Below are 13,515 nucleotides of genomic sequence, written 5' to 3'. Positions count from 1 at the left end.
GCGCCATGCCCCGCTACGCTCTCAGGGTCGAATACGACGGCGCCCCGTTCTCCGGCTGGCAGCGCCAGGCCGACCGCCCCTCGGTGCAGGGCGCGCTCGAGGCCGCGCTCGCCCGGCTCGAAGCCGACGTGCCCTCCGTCGCCGCGGCCGGCCGCACCGATGCGGGCGTCCACGCGCTGGGACAGGTGGCCCAGTGCGACCTCGCCCGCGACTGGGACCCGTTCCGCCTGTCCGAGGCGCTGAACTACCATCTCAAGCCCGCACCGGTGGCGATCACCGCCGCCGCCCGCGTCGCAGACGAGTGGCATGCCCGGTTCTCCGCGGTCGAGCGGCGCTACCTCTACCGGATCGTCGTGCGGCGCGCGCCCCAGACCCATCTCGCGGGCCTGGTCTGGCAGCTGCGCCAGCCGCTCGACGCGGCCGCGATGCAGCAGGCGGCGGCGCATCTCGTGGGCCACCACGACTTCACCACGTTCCGCTCGTCGATGTGCCAGGCGAAATCGCCGCTCAAGACCCTCGACGCTGCCGCGGTCACGGCCTCCGAAACCGACCACGGCACAGAGATCCGGCTCACCTTCCGCGCCCGCTCCTTCCTGCACAACCAGGTCCGCAGCTTCGTCGGCACGCTGGAACGCGTCGGCACCGGCGCCTGGCCGCCCGACGCCGTCGCCACCGCCCTGGCCGCCCGCGACCGCGCCGCCTGCGGTCCGGTCGCCCCGCCGCACGGCCTCTACCTCACCGGCGTCGGCTACCCGCAGGACCCCTTCGCCTGACGCCCCCTTCTTCTGCCGTGAAATATCCCCGCCGGAGGCACCGCGCCAGGGGCGCGGGGCGCCGGCCGAGGGCCCGCCGGGGCCCGAGGTCGGCGCCGCCCCCTACCCGGTCGCGGCCCGCCCGCGCCAGAACCGCAGCATCATGAACACCCCGGCCACGCCCAGCCCCCCGGCCAGGCCCAGCCAGATGCCGACACCGCCCACGCCCAGCGGAAAGGCCAGCGCCCAGGCCAGGGGCGCGCCGACGCCCCAATAGGCGATCGCCGCGATCACCATGGGCACGCGTGTGTCCTGCACCCCCCGCAGCAGCCCCAGCGCCAGCACCTGCGCGGCATCGACCAGCTGGAACAGCGCCGCCGCCGCCAGCAGCACCCGCCCGATGGCCAGCACCTCGGCCCGCGCCGGCTCGTCGGGGTCGAGGAACAGCGAGATCAGCGTCTCCGGCAGCGTCAGGAACACCGTGATCGTGGCCAGCGCCGCAGCACCCGACACGCCGATCACCACCACCGCGCCGCGCCGCAGCCCCGCCGCGTCGCCGCGGCCCAGGGCGTTGCCGGCGCGGATCGTGGCTACGTTCGACAGGCCCACATGCACCATGAAGGCGGTCGAGGTGATCTGCAGCGCGATACCGTGCGCTGCCAGCGGGATCGTCCCCACCCAGCCCATCATCACCGAAGAGGCCGAGAACAGCCCAACCTCCGCCAGGTTCGTCAGCCCGATCGGCCAGCCCAGCCGCAACACCGCGGCGAAGGCCTCGCCATCGAACCGCCAGAACCGCGCGAAGACCGCCCGCTCGGGCAGCGTGGCGCGCACGTAGACGACAAGCACCGCGAACGAGGCCAGGTGCACCAGCAGCGATCCCAGCGCCGCACCGCGGATCCCCATCTCGGGCAGCGGGCCGGGTCCGAAGATGAACAGCCAGTTCAGCAGCACGTTCACCGGCAGCGCCGCCAGCGTGACCCAGAACACGACACGGGTGCGCTCCAGTGCGGCCAGCGCGCTCTTCAGCACCATCACCCAAAGCGCCGGCAGCAGCCCCGCCCCCAGCACGCCCAGATACGCACCCGCCAGCGCCGCCACGTCGGGTTCCTGCCCGATGGCATTCATCAGCGGCGTGGCGAACACGAAGATCGGCACGCAGAACAGGGTGAACAGCGCCGACAGCCACATCCCCATCCGGGTGGCGCGGCGCATCTGCGTCGGGTCGCCCGCCCCGTCGGCCCGCGCCACCATCGGCATCACCGCCCAGGCGATGCCCGACCCCATGATGAACAGCACGAAGAACAGCGCGCCGCCCACCGTCTCGCCGGCCAGCGCGGTGACGTCGTAGCGCCCCAGCATCACCGCGTCGGTCAGCGTCAGGGCGTATTGCGCCACGTGGCTGCCGATCAGCGGCAGCCCGAGGGCCAGCACGCGGCGCAGGTCGGCGCGGAAGACGGAGGATCGCAGGGCGCGGGTCATGCGGCGGGCGATACAATCCGCCCGCCGTGGCGGCAAGCGCCAGCGTCACCCCTCGGGCGGAGAGACGTAGCGCTGCCAGTCATGCGCCTCCTCGAAACCCAGCATCTCGCGGATCTTCGCGTTTGAATAGAACGTCTCGCGCGGCCCCATCTCGCGGCGGAGCGGCACCTCGGGATAGAACCGCCGGATCAGCTCGTCGGTGGGCAGGTGCACCGAATGGTGGTCGTTCGCGGCATTGAACACCTGGTAGCCCAGGCCGTCCTTCCGAAGGCAAAGATCGACGATCTGGCCCAGGTCGCGGGCGTCGATATAGGCGAAGATGTTGCGCTCGCGGGTTTCGGGCGCCGCGAAGAAATCCGGGAATTTTTCCGTGTATTCATGCGGCTCCATCACGTTGTTGATCCGAAGCGCGTAGATGTCGGCCCCCGACCGCGCCTGGAAGCTGCGCGCCGTCGCCTCGTTGCAGACCTTCGACATCGCATAGCTGTCCTCGGGCACCGTCGGATGCTCCTCGTCCACCGGCAGGTAGTCGGGTACCCGGTGCCCGTCGGCGAAGCAGATGCCATAGGTGGTCTCGGACGAGGCGATGATGATCTTGCGGATGCCCAGCTTCACCGCCGCCTCGATCACCGCGTAGGTGCCCATCGTGTTGACGCGGAAGGTCTCGCCGTCGGGCCGGATCAGGATCCGCGGGATCGCGGCGAAATGCACCACCGCGTCGAAGGGCTGAGGCCCCCGCCCGGTGCCCAGCTCGGCCAGGCTGCCATAAGAGGTCATCGCCTCGAAGACCTGCCCCTGGTCGGTGATGTCCACCTCCAGGTCGTCCACGGCCTCGTGGCCCAGCGGCGTCAGGTCCGCGTTGACGACGTGATGCCCGGCCTCGGCCAGGTAGGGCGCGACATGCCGCCCCGCCTTGCCGCTGCCACCCGTGAAGAAAACGCGCATGATCAAACTCCTCCGTGCGATCCGGTCCCGGCGGGCACCTAGGGCGGTGCGACGCGGCGGCGACCGGCCTTCCCTTACCCGCCCTGTGTGCCCTAGACTGCCCGGCAATCACACCACCAAACACAAAAGAGCAGCTCCCATGGCAGACGACCTTCTCTCCGGCGGCGAGCCGGCCGATTACGATGCCGCCTCGATCGAGGTGCTCGAAGGGCTCGAACCGGTGCGCAAGCGCCCCGGCATGTATATCGGCGGCACGGACGAGAGGGCGCTGCATCACCTTGTGGCCGAGGTGCTCGACAACTCCATGGACGAGGCCGTCGCAGGCCACGCCAACCGGATCGAGGTCGAGCTGCACGCCGACCATTCCTGCTCGGTGCGCGACAACGGCCGCGGCATCCCGATCGACCCGCACCCCAAGTTTCCCGGCAAATCCGCGCTCGAGGTGATCCTGTGCACGCTGCACGCGGGCGGCAAGTTCTCGGGCAAGTCCTACGAGACGAGCGGCGGCCTGCACGGCGTGGGCATCTCGGTGGTCAACGCCCTGTCCGACCGCGTCCGCGTCGAGGTCGCCCGCAACAAGGAGCTGTTCGCCCAGGACTTTGCCCGCGGCCTGCCGCAGGGCCCGGTCGGCCCGGCCGGCGCGGCGCCGAACCGCCGCGGCACCACGGTCACCTTCCACCCCGACGCCGAGATCTTCGGCTCGCTCAAGCTCAAGCCCGCGCGCCTGTTGAAGATGGTGCGCTCCAAGGCGTACCTGTTCTCGGGCGTCGAGATCCGCTGGAAGTCCGCGATCGACGACGGCGAGACCCCGCAGGAGGCGACCTTCCACTTCCCCGGCGGCCTCGCCGACTATCTCAAGGAGACGCTGGGCAACTCGGTCACCTATGCCGAAAAGCCCTTTGCCGGTAAGGTTTCCTTCAAGGAAAAGTTCAACGCCCCCGGCAACGTCGAATGGGCGATCAACTGGACCCCCTCGCGCGACGGCTTCATCCAGTCCTACTGCAACACGGTCCCCACGCCCGAGGGCGGCACCCACGAACAGGGCTTCTGGAACGCCATCCTCAAGGGCATCCGCGCCTATGGCGAGCTGGTGAACAACCGCAAGGCCAAGGACATCACCCGCGAAGATCTCATGGCCGGCGGCTGCGCGCTTGTGTCGTGCTTCATCCGAGAGCCCGAATTCGTCGGCCAGACGAAGGACCGGCTGGCGACGAGCGAGGCGCAGAAGCTGATCGAGGGCGCGGTGCGCGACCATTTCGACAACTGGCTGGCCGCCGACACCAAGGCTGCGGGCGCGATCCTCGACTACCTCGTGCTGCGCGCCGAGGAACGCCAGCGCCGCCGCGCCGAGAAGGAGACACAGCGCAAGTCCGCCACCAAGCGCCTGCGGCTGCCCGGCAAGCTGGTGGACTGCACCTCGCAGGCCAAGGAAGGCACCGAGCTGTTCATCGTCGAGGGCGACTCGGCCGGCGGCTCGGCCAAGATGGCGCGGGACCGCAAGACGCAGGCGCTGCTGCCGCTCCGGGGCAAGATCCTGAACGTGCTGGGGGCGGCGTCCTCCAAGCTCGGCTCGAACGCCGAGATCAACGACCTGACCCAGGCGCTCGGCGTCGGCCTCGGCACCAAGTTCAACGTCGAGGATCTGCGCTATGACCGGATCATCATCATGACGGACGCGGACGTGGACGGCGCCCACATCGCATCGCTCCTGATGACGTTCTTCTTCACCCAGACGCGCCCGATGATCGACACCGGCCACCTCTACCTCGCCTGCCCGCCGCTCTACCGGCTGACCCAGGGCGCCCGGCGCGTCTATGCCCAGGACGAGGACGAAAAGGAGCGGCTGATGCAGACGGGTCTCGGCGGCAAGGGCCGCATCGAGGTGTCGCGCTTCAAGGGCCTGGGCGAGATGGACGCCAAGGACCTCAAGGAGACGACGATGGACCCCGCCTCGCGCAAGCTGATCCGCGTCTCCATCGACGAGGACGAGCCGGGCGAGACCGGCGACCTGGTCGAGCGCCTGATGGGCAAGAAGCCCGAGCTGCGCTTCCAGTACATCAGCGAGAACGCCCGCTTCGTGGAAGAGCTGGACGTGTGAGCCGGCCGTCCGGCCGGCGCCGGTCGTTTCCATTTCGCGAACGATGCCCCTCTGGGTGAGCGACCGATAGCCGCGCCATGGGGGCCCGTCGGACCTTTGACCGGCCCCCGGCCGGCCGGTAATCCTGTGGGGCAAGTGTGCATACGGATGGTGCACGCTCTGTGCACGCCTGGTGCACGCCCTGTGTATCGTGAAAACGGAGGGGTCCGGCGGGTGACGAGACGGCTTGTGATGTTCGCGGTCTGCCTGGCCCTCGCCGCCTGCGGCCGCCCGCTGACCGGGACCGAGCGCCGCTTCGCCGCCACCGTGCAGGGCGACGCGCTGGCCGTCGACCGTGTCCGCGTGACCGACACGGCGCTGCTCTCGGCCTTCTCGATGGAACGCCCGGCTCGTCCTCGCACCGCCTGCCAGGACCGCATCCTGCCCCCGCCCGACGGCCCCGTCGTGAGCGTGTCACCGGGCGCGCTGGTGCTGTTCGACCGGGTCTATTACGACCGCTCGCTCTACCGCCGCGACTTCCTCCAAAGCTACCCCGAGCAGATGTCGCTCTGGCACGCGATGCTGCTGGCGCACGAGCTGACCCATGTGTGGCAGTGGCAAAACCGTGAGAAAACAGGCTATTCGCCGTTCAAGGCCGCCGGAGAGCACGACCCCGGCGCCGATCCCTACCTGTTCGAGTTGGACGGCCGCGGCTTTCTCGATTTCGGCTACGAACAGCAGGGCGCGGTGGTCGAGGAATATGTCTGCTGCCGCGCGCTCGACCCCGAGGGCGAGCGCACGCAGCGGCTCTACGACCTGCTGCGCCCCCACTTCCCCGACATCGCCCGACAGGAAACCGTGGCCCGTGCGGGTGTCGTCCTGCCATGGGACGGAGCCGAGACACGCGGCATCTGCAGCTGAGAAAGGCCCACGCCGATGCGACCGATCCTGACCGCCCTGTTCTGCCTCGCCACCGCCACCGCCGCCCCGGCGCAGGACGTCGAGGTCGAGCTGGTGCTTCTCGCCGACGCCTCCGGCTCCATCGACCCCGACGAGATCGCCTTCCAGCGCTCCGGCTACGCCGACGCGATCACCGATCCCCGCGTGGTCGAGGCGATCACCCTCACCGCCTATGGCCGCATCGCCGTCACCTATGTCGAATGGGCCAGCGCCGGGACCGAGGACGTGGTGGTGCCCTGGACGATCGTCGACGGCCCCGACACCGCCGCAGCCTTCGCCGACGCCCTCTCGGGCCCGCCACGGCGGGCCTTCGGCCGCAATTCCATCGGCTCGGCCCTGATGTTCGGCACCCGCCTGATCGAAGAGAACGACTTCGAGGGCTGGCGCAAGGTGATCGACTTTTCCGGCGACAGCGCGAACAACTGGAACGGCCCCAGCATCGCCGAGGGCCGACAGGCGGCGCTGGACGCGGGCATCGTCATCAACGGCCTGCCGATCCTGTGCCTGACCTGCAGCGGACGCCCACAATCGGGCGACCTCGAAGAGATCTACCGCCAGCGCATCATCGGCGGTCCGGGCAGCTTCGTCGTCACGGCCGACGGCTCGCAGAGCTTTGCCGACGCGGTCCGCCGCAAGCTGATCCTCGAAATCGGCGGCACGCGGCCCGGCCCCCGCCGGACCGCCGCCAGGTAGAGCGCTCAGGCCTGCGCCACCTGGATCAGGCCGGGGTCGATCGGCGCGGTCAGGCCGGCCAGAAGCACCGTCTCGCCGTTGGACAGCGTCACCTCCACACCCTCGGGCGTGATGACCTGGCGGTCGGCATAAGCGGTCCCGTCCGGGGCGCCGTCGGACTCGTAGACGACCAGCAGCATGTCCTCGGCGGTGTCGAAGTCCTCGACGCGGATCGTGCGGCCCGTCGCCGGCTCGTCCCCGTCTTGGACGATGAAACCGTCCTCGCCGGCGCCGCCCGTACCGCTGTCTCCGGCGCCCAGCACCAGCTCGTCATTGCCGGCGCCGCCCTGCACGATGTCGGCCTGTTGCGCACCGTTCGGCTCACGCGCGATCAGCAGGTCGTCGCCGGCCCCGCCCAGAAGCGTGTCCTGCCCGTTCCCGCCGAACAGCGTGTCCGCACCGCGCCCGCCGCGCATCAGGTCGTCGCCCGATCCCCCGTTGAGCTCGTCGCGACCCTTGCCGCCCTCGAGGTCATCGTCGCCCGACCCGCCGATCAGAATGTCGTCGCCGGGGCCGCCGGACAACGTGTCGGCCCGCGCTCCGCCGTCGAGGATGTCATTGCCCGCACCGCCCGACATCTGGTCCGGGCCGCCGTTGCCGACCAGCAGATCGTCGCCCGGATTGCCCTCCAGCGTGTCGTCCCCCAGCCCGCCGACCAGCGTGTCGTCGTCGGGACCGCCCGACAGGCTGTCCTGCCCCGGCCCGCCGATCAGTTCGTCCGCGCCGGCATTGCCCGCCAGCACGTCGTCGCCAAGCCCGCCGACAATCATATCCGCATCCGCGTTGCCCGAAAGGCTGTCGTCGCCCAGATTGCCCAGGAGCGTATCCTCGCCCCCGAAGCCGGAAATCACGTCGTCGCCACCGCGTCCGAAGATCAGGTCGGCCGATCCCGTCCCCTGCAACGTCTCGTCGGTCTCGGGCGCGCGGGGCTCATCCTCGGCCGCGTCGTCATCGTCGCTAAAGACCTCGAACAGCCCGAATGCCAGGAGCGCACTCCCGAGCACCATCATACCCAACATCACTCACACCCCTTCGTGCCAAAGGCCTACCCCACCGGGGCTGATCTGGACCGAGCGGGCGCGTCCGCACAAGCGCCTGCCGCCGCGGAAACGCGTATTGCCGGATCCGGAAACAGTGTCGGGGCGGCGTGTTCAGCCGGAGATCCGGCCGCTATCCAGCGTCAGGACGCGGTCCATCCGCTTGGCCAGGTCGAGGTTGTGGGTGGCGATCAGCGCCGACAGCCCGGTGTCCCGGACCAGCGCCATCAGCGCGCCGAAGACGACGTCCGACGTCTCGGGATCGAGGTTGCCGGTCGGCTCGTCGGCCAGCAGCAACGAGGGCCGGTTGGCCAGGGCGCGGCAGAAGGCGACGCGCTGTTGCTCACCGCCGGACAGCGCCGAGGGACGGTGGCCCGCACGCGGCGCGACACCGACTGCATCGAGAAGGCTCTGGGCCCGCGCGTCGGCGTCTTGGCGGGACACGCCGGCCGCCAGCTGCGGCAGGATCACGTTCTCGGCGGCGCTGAACTCGGGCAAAAGGTGGTGGAACTGGTAGATGAACCCGATCTCGTCCCGCCGCGCCCGCGTGCGCTGGCGGTCGCTCAGACGGGTCATGTCCCGCCCCGACAGCCGCACCGCGCCCGTGTCGGCGGTGTCGAGGAGGCCCGCGATGTGCAGCAGGGTGGACTTGCCCGCCCCCGAGGGCGCGACCAGTGCCGCGACCTCACCCGGCGCCAACGACATCGTAACGCCGCGCAGGACGGCGACCTCGCTTGGCAGTCCGCGGTTGTAGATGCGCTCGATCCCGTCGAGTTCCAGGGCCGCCGTCATGCGGCCTCCGGGCAGAGTTGCAACGGATCACTCATAGCGCAGGGCCTCCACCGGATCGAGCCGCGCCGCGCGGCGGGCCGGAAAAATGGTCACCACGAAGCTCAGCCCCAACGACAGGAGCACCGCCGACAGAACGTCGCGTAGCTCCAGCTTTGCCGGCAGGGCATAGATGCCACGGATCGACGGATCCCAGACGCCGCCGCCCATGACGTAGTTCACGGCGGCGAAGATGGGATCGATATAGAGCGCGAAGAGGCAGCCCAGGATCACGCCCAGAAGCGTCCCGATCGTGCCCGTCAGGGCGCCGCAGATGAAGAACACGCGCAGCACCGCGCCCTCGGTCAGGCCGATGGTGCGCAGGATGCCGATATCGCGCCCCTTGTTCTTCACCAGCATGATGAGCCCCGAGACGATGTTCATCGCCGCGATCAGCACGAGGATCGACAGGATGATGAACATCACGTTGTCCTCGACCTCGAGCGCCCTCAGGAACGACCCGCTCGCGTCGCGCCAGGTCCAGAGCAAGGCACGCTCTCCGGCGGCCTGCAACAGGGCCGTGCCCATCGCCCCGACCTCTTCGGGGTCTTCCACCATCACCTCAAGTTCGTCGGCCACACCCTCGGAATTGAAGAAGGTTTGCGCCGCGCCAAACGGCATGTAGACGCGCGTCCGGTCGATGTCATAGCGCCCCGCGGTGAAGATATAGCCGACCTCGAAGGCCGACACGCGCGGCGACGTGCCGAACGCCGTCTTGGCCCCGTCGGGCGAGATGACGCGCACGCGGTCGCCCACCCCGACGCCGAGGATCTGCGCCACGCCCGAGCCGATGGCGACCGTTTCGCCGCCGAAAGCCCCGATGTCGCCGCGCGAGGTTTCGGGGTCGGCGATGCGCGGGATCGTGGCGAGGTCATCGGGTGAGATCCCGAAGATCTCCACGCCGGCGTTCTCGCCGTTGGCGGTCGCCATGACCTGCCCCTTCACCAGCGGAGCCACACGGGTCACGCCCTCGACCTGGCGCACGCGGTCGGCCATCTCGGCATAGTCCTCGATCATGCGCGAGCGCTGGCCGTCCTCGGTCTCGTAGAGTTGCGAGTAGATGGTGACATGGGCGTTGGCGCCCAGGATCGTGTCGACGAATTCGTCCCGGAAGCCGGACCGCACGGCAAGCGTCGCGATCAGAGCAAAGACCGCCAGGGTGATCCCGACGAGGCTGATCCACGTCATCACGCTGACCCCGCCCTCGGCGCGGCGCGCACGCAGGTAGCGCCAGGCGATCATCCATTCGAAACGGGAGAAGGGTGCGGTTCGGCCGGCCAAGTGCAATTCCTCGCTGGGTTCCGGTCCGGCCTTAGCGCAGCGGGGCGCGACGGTCCATGCGCCGCGCCCGCCGGTCTTTCACGATCGGGGCATTTCCGCTGCCGGGCGTCCCGAGCCGCCCCTCAGGTGCCGGAATAGATCTGCGCGACCCGGTCCACGGCGGCCTCGGGCGACATTTCCTCGCTCTCGCCGGTCCGTCGCGAGGTCAGTTCGACGACGCCGTTCTTCAGCCCGCGCGGCCCGACGGTGATGCGCCAGGGCAGACCGATCAGGTCCATCGTCGCGAACTTGGCGCCCGCCCGTTCTTCCCGGTCGTCGTAGAGCGGCTCGAGCCCCTTCTTGCGCAGCGCGTGATACAGACCCTCGCAGGCGGAATCGGCCTCGGCGTCGCCCTGCTTGAGATTGACGATGCCGCAGTCGAACGGCGTCACGCCCTCGGGCCAGATGATGCCGTTGTCGTCGTGGCTGGCCTCGATGATCGCGCCGAGCAGACGGCTCACGCCGATCCCGTGAGAGCCCATGTGCACTGGCACGTGTTCGCCCTGGTCGTTGACCACGGTGGCGCCCATCGGCTCGGAATACTTGGTGCCGAAGTAGAAGATCTGACCGACCTCGATACCGCGGCTGCGGCGCTGCCGGTCCTCGGGGACCTCGGCGAACACGCTTTCGTCGTGGGTGTCGTCGGTGCGGGCATAGGGTGTCGTCCATTCCTTGACGATCGCCGCACATTCCTCGCGGTTGTCGTAGTCGACATCCCGGTCTCCGAAGGTCAGGTCCGTGATCGCGGAATCGTAGAACACCTCGGATTCGCCGGTCTCGGCCAGCACGAGGAACTCGTGCGTGTCGTCGCCACCGATCGGGCCGCTCTCGGCGCGCATCGGAATCGCCTTGAGCCCCATGCGCTCGTAGGTGCGCAGGTAGCTGACCATGTGACGGTTGTAGGCGTGGATGGCGCTGTCGTAGTCGACGTCGAAGTTGTAGCCGTCCTTCATCAGGAACTCGCGACCCCGCATCACGCCGAAGCGCGGACGCACCTCGTCACGGAACTTCCACTGGATGTGGTAGAGTGTCATCGGCAGCGACTTGTAGCTGCTGACATGGCTGCGGAAGATGTCGGTGATCATCTCCTCGTTCGTGGGGCCGAACAGCAGGTCACGCTCGTGCCGGTCGCGGATGCGCAGCATCTCGGGGCCGTAGGCATCGTAGCGGCCGCTCTCGCGCCAGAGATCCGCCGATTGCAGCGTCGGCATCAGCATCGGGATGTGGCCGGCACGCTGCTGCTCTTCGTGGACGATGCGCTCGACGTTGCGCAGCACTTTGTAGCCCAGCGGTAGCCAGGAATAGATCCCCGCGCTCGCCTGCTTGATCATCCCGGCCCGCAGCATGAGCCGGTGGCTGGCGATCTGCGCCTCGGAAGGGGTCTCCTTCAGGACGGGCAGGAAATAACGGCTCAGGCGCATGGCAAGGCTCCCCCGGGGATCGAAATCGGTGCTCCGGGGGGTGTAGTCGCCCCTGCCGGGGCAGGCAAGCCGCCCGTCGCAGGACGAACACCCGCCGCGACGCCGCCGCAGATGCCTGTGGACGGCCGCTCGAAGCGCCTTGCAACCCCTCCCCTCTGCGGGCAGTCTCGCGCGCCATAAGGAAAGCGAGCGCCATGGTCCTCCCCGTCCGCCAACAAGCGAAATACTGGGGCATCGCCGCGGCGGTGTTCCTGCTGCTGCTGTGGTGGCTCGGCGACGTGATCATGCCGTTCCTGCTGGGCGGCGCGATCGCCTATTGCCTCGATCCGATCGCCGACCGGCTGGAGGCGCTGGGGATGCGCCGGGCCTTCGCCGCCGCGATAATCGGCGTGGTCGCGGTGCTGCTGTTCGTCATCCTCGCCATTGCCGTGATCCCGACGCTCGTCACCCAGGCGAACCAACTGGTCGCCGCGGCCCCCGAGATCGCGCAGAATCTGCAGAGCTTCCTGACCGAGCGCTTCCCCGGCATCGTCGACGAGGGGTCGGCGGTGCGGCGCTCGCTCAATTCCCTGGGCGAGACGGTGCAGTCCCGCGGGGTCGAGCTGCTGAACACTGTGCTGTCCTCGGTCAGCGGCATCGTCAACGTGGTGGTACTTTTCGTCATCGTGCCGGTCGTGGCGTTCTACCTTCTGATGGACTGGGACCGCATGGTCGCCAGGATCGACTCGCTCCTGCCGCGCGACCATGCGCCGACGATCCGCGGGCTGGCGTCGCAGATCGATTCGACGCTCGCCTCGTTCATCCGTGGCCAGGGTCTCGTCTGCGTGATCCTCGGTGTCTACTACTCGGTCGCCCTGGGGCTGGTCGGGCTTCAGTTCGGTCTGGTCGTGGGCGCAATCGCCGGTTTCCTGACCTTCATTCCCTATGTCGGCGCGGTGGTCGGCGGCGGGCTCGCCATCGGGCTGGCGCTGTTCCAGTTCTGGGGCGACTGGATATGGATCGTCGCGGTCTGGGCGATCTTCCAGTCGGGCCAGTTCGTCGAGGGCAACTTCCTCACGCCCAAGCTGGTGGGCGACTCGGTCGGGCTGCATCCCGTCTGGCTGTTGTTCGCGCTGTCGGCTTTCGGGGCGCTGTTCGGCTTCGTCGGCCTGCTGGTCGCGGTGCCGGTCGCCGCGGCGATGGGGGTGCTGACCCGCTTCGCGCTGCAGCAGTACCAGAGCAGCGCGCTCTATCGGGGCGCAAGCCAGGACGGCGAGGGCTGACATGGCACGCCAACTGGCCTTTCCCCTGCCGGCGCGGCCCGCGCTGGGGCGCGAGGATTTCTACGTCGCGCCGTCGAATGTCAGCGCGGTGGCGATGCTGGACGCCTGGCAGGCGTGGCCGCAGTCCAAGCTGGTGCTGACGGCGCCGGCGGGCGGTGGCAAGACCCACCTCGCCCATGTCTGGGCGCAGGCGAGCGGCGCGCGCATCGTCTCGGCGGCGGAGCTGCCCGACGCCGACATCCCCACCCTGCTGCGCGGCCCCCTGGCCGTCGAAGCCGCCGACACGATCGCCGGACACGCGTCGGCCGAGCACGCGGCCTTCCACCTGCACAACCTCGCCCAGGCGCAGGCGACGCCGCTCTTGCTGACGGCCCGCACCCCGCCCAGCCGGTGGGGCCTGACGCTGCCGGACCTCGCCAGCCGGCTCGAAGCGACGACGACGGTGCAGATCGACGCGCCGGACGATGCGCTGCTGCATCGGCTGCTGGAAAAGAACTTCGCGGACCACCAGTTGCAGGTCCGCCCCGAGACGATAAAGTACATCGCCCGACGCATGGAACGGTCCGCCGGCGCGGCGCGCGACATCGTCGCCGCGCTGGACCGGCTGTCCCTGGCCGAAAAACGCCCGGTAACCCGTGTTCTCGCCGCGCGTTTTCTGGAACACTGACCAGGTTGCGGCCCGGCGCCGACGCTGAAGGA

The 13,515-nt window shown here is 69.2% G+C and carries 12 protein-coding genes; 6 read left to right on the top strand and 6 right to left on the bottom strand.

The features are described 5' to 3' along the window. The first annotated feature begins 5 nt into the window (after positions 1 to 5). A complete protein-coding gene (truA, locus tag BMZ25_RS14505; protein ID WP_092694843.1) occupies positions 6 to 773 on the top strand; it encodes a tRNA pseudouridine(38-40) synthase TruA in 768 nt (255 codons plus the stop codon). Between the two features lie 102 nt (positions 774 to 875). On the opposite strand, the gene BMZ25_RS14500 is transcribed toward truA, so the two are convergent. Together BMZ25_RS14500 and BMZ25_RS14495 are read right to left on the bottom strand one after the other, a co-directional pair. Further along, on the bottom strand, positions 876 to 2,234 hold the full coding sequence (locus tag BMZ25_RS14500; RefSeq protein ID WP_092694842.1) for an MATE family efflux transporter: 1,359 nt from the start codon (positions 2,232 to 2,234) through the stop codon (positions 876 to 878). Between the two features lie 45 nt (positions 2,235 to 2,279). Beyond that, entirely contained in the window at positions 2,280 to 3,179 is a 900-nt protein-coding gene (locus BMZ25_RS14495; RefSeq protein ID WP_092694840.1) for an NAD-dependent epimerase/dehydratase family protein, read from the bottom strand. A 139-nt stretch (positions 3,180 to 3,318) separates the two neighbouring features. Between BMZ25_RS14495 and parE the strand changes: the two genes are divergently transcribed. From parE to BMZ25_RS14480, 3 genes are all read left to right on the top strand, one after another. After that, positions 3,319 to 5,277: a DNA topoisomerase IV subunit B gene (parE, locus tag BMZ25_RS14490; RefSeq protein WP_092694839.1), complete on the top strand. Its 1,959-nt coding sequence runs from the start codon at positions 3,319 to 3,321 to the stop codon at positions 5,275 to 5,277. 213 nt (positions 5,278 to 5,490) lie between these two features. Continuing rightward, positions 5,491 to 6,177, top strand: a complete 687-nt coding sequence (locus tag BMZ25_RS14485) for a hypothetical protein (RefSeq protein ID WP_235859887.1) — start codon at positions 5,491 to 5,493, stop codon at positions 6,175 to 6,177. A 15-nt stretch (positions 6,178 to 6,192) separates the two neighbouring features. After that, entirely contained in the window at positions 6,193 to 6,909 is a 717-nt protein-coding gene (locus BMZ25_RS14480; RefSeq protein ID WP_092694835.1) for a DUF1194 domain-containing protein, read from the top strand. A 5-nt stretch (positions 6,910 to 6,914) separates the two neighbouring features. Here the strand turns inward: BMZ25_RS14480 and BMZ25_RS14475 are convergent, their stop codons facing one another. The 4 genes from BMZ25_RS14475 to proS form a co-directional block, all read right to left on the bottom strand. After that, positions 6,915 to 7,967 (bottom strand): calcium-binding protein, encoded by a 1,053-nt coding sequence (locus BMZ25_RS14475; RefSeq protein ID WP_143071541.1) that lies wholly within the window; start codon positions 7,965 to 7,967, stop codon positions 6,915 to 6,917. A 132-nt stretch (positions 7,968 to 8,099) separates the two neighbouring features. Beyond that, a complete protein-coding gene (locus BMZ25_RS14470) occupies positions 8,100 to 8,777 on the bottom strand; it encodes an ABC transporter ATP-binding protein (RefSeq protein WP_092694831.1) in 678 nt (225 codons plus the stop codon). A 27-nt stretch (positions 8,778 to 8,804) separates the two neighbouring features. Beyond that, the gene (locus tag BMZ25_RS14465; protein WP_092694829.1) at positions 8,805 to 10,094 is read right to left on the bottom strand and encodes a lipoprotein-releasing ABC transporter permease subunit; all 1,290 of its coding nucleotides are present in this window, start codon (positions 10,092 to 10,094) and stop codon (positions 8,805 to 8,807) included. A gap of 122 nt (positions 10,095 to 10,216) precedes the next feature. Next, positions 10,217 to 11,554, bottom strand: coding sequence for a proline--tRNA ligase (gene proS, locus BMZ25_RS14460; protein WP_092694827.1), 1,338 nt, complete (start codon positions 11,552 to 11,554; stop codon positions 10,217 to 10,219). Positions 11,555 to 11,748: 194 nt separating this feature from the next. Between proS and BMZ25_RS14455 the strand changes: the two genes are divergently transcribed. Together BMZ25_RS14455 and BMZ25_RS14450 are read left to right on the top strand one after the other, a co-directional pair. Then, the gene (locus BMZ25_RS14455; RefSeq protein ID WP_092694825.1) at positions 11,749 to 12,816 is read left to right on the top strand and encodes an AI-2E family transporter; all 1,068 of its coding nucleotides are present in this window, start codon (positions 11,749 to 11,751) and stop codon (positions 12,814 to 12,816) included. Position 12,817: 1 nt separating this feature from the next. Beyond that, positions 12,818 to 13,483: a P-loop NTPase family protein gene (locus tag BMZ25_RS14450; protein ID WP_092694824.1), complete on the top strand. Its 666-nt coding sequence runs from the start codon at positions 12,818 to 12,820 to the stop codon at positions 13,481 to 13,483. The last annotated feature ends 32 nt before the right edge of the window (positions 13,484 to 13,515 follow it).

The sequence above is a fragment of the Tranquillimonas rosea genome (assembly GCF_900111315.1).
Classification (GTDB): domain Bacteria; phylum Pseudomonadota; class Alphaproteobacteria; order Rhodobacterales; family Rhodobacteraceae; genus Tranquillimonas; species Tranquillimonas rosea.
The sequence above is the reverse complement of the archived record's forward strand: the minus strand, read 5'-3'. Positions and strand labels throughout refer to the sequence as shown.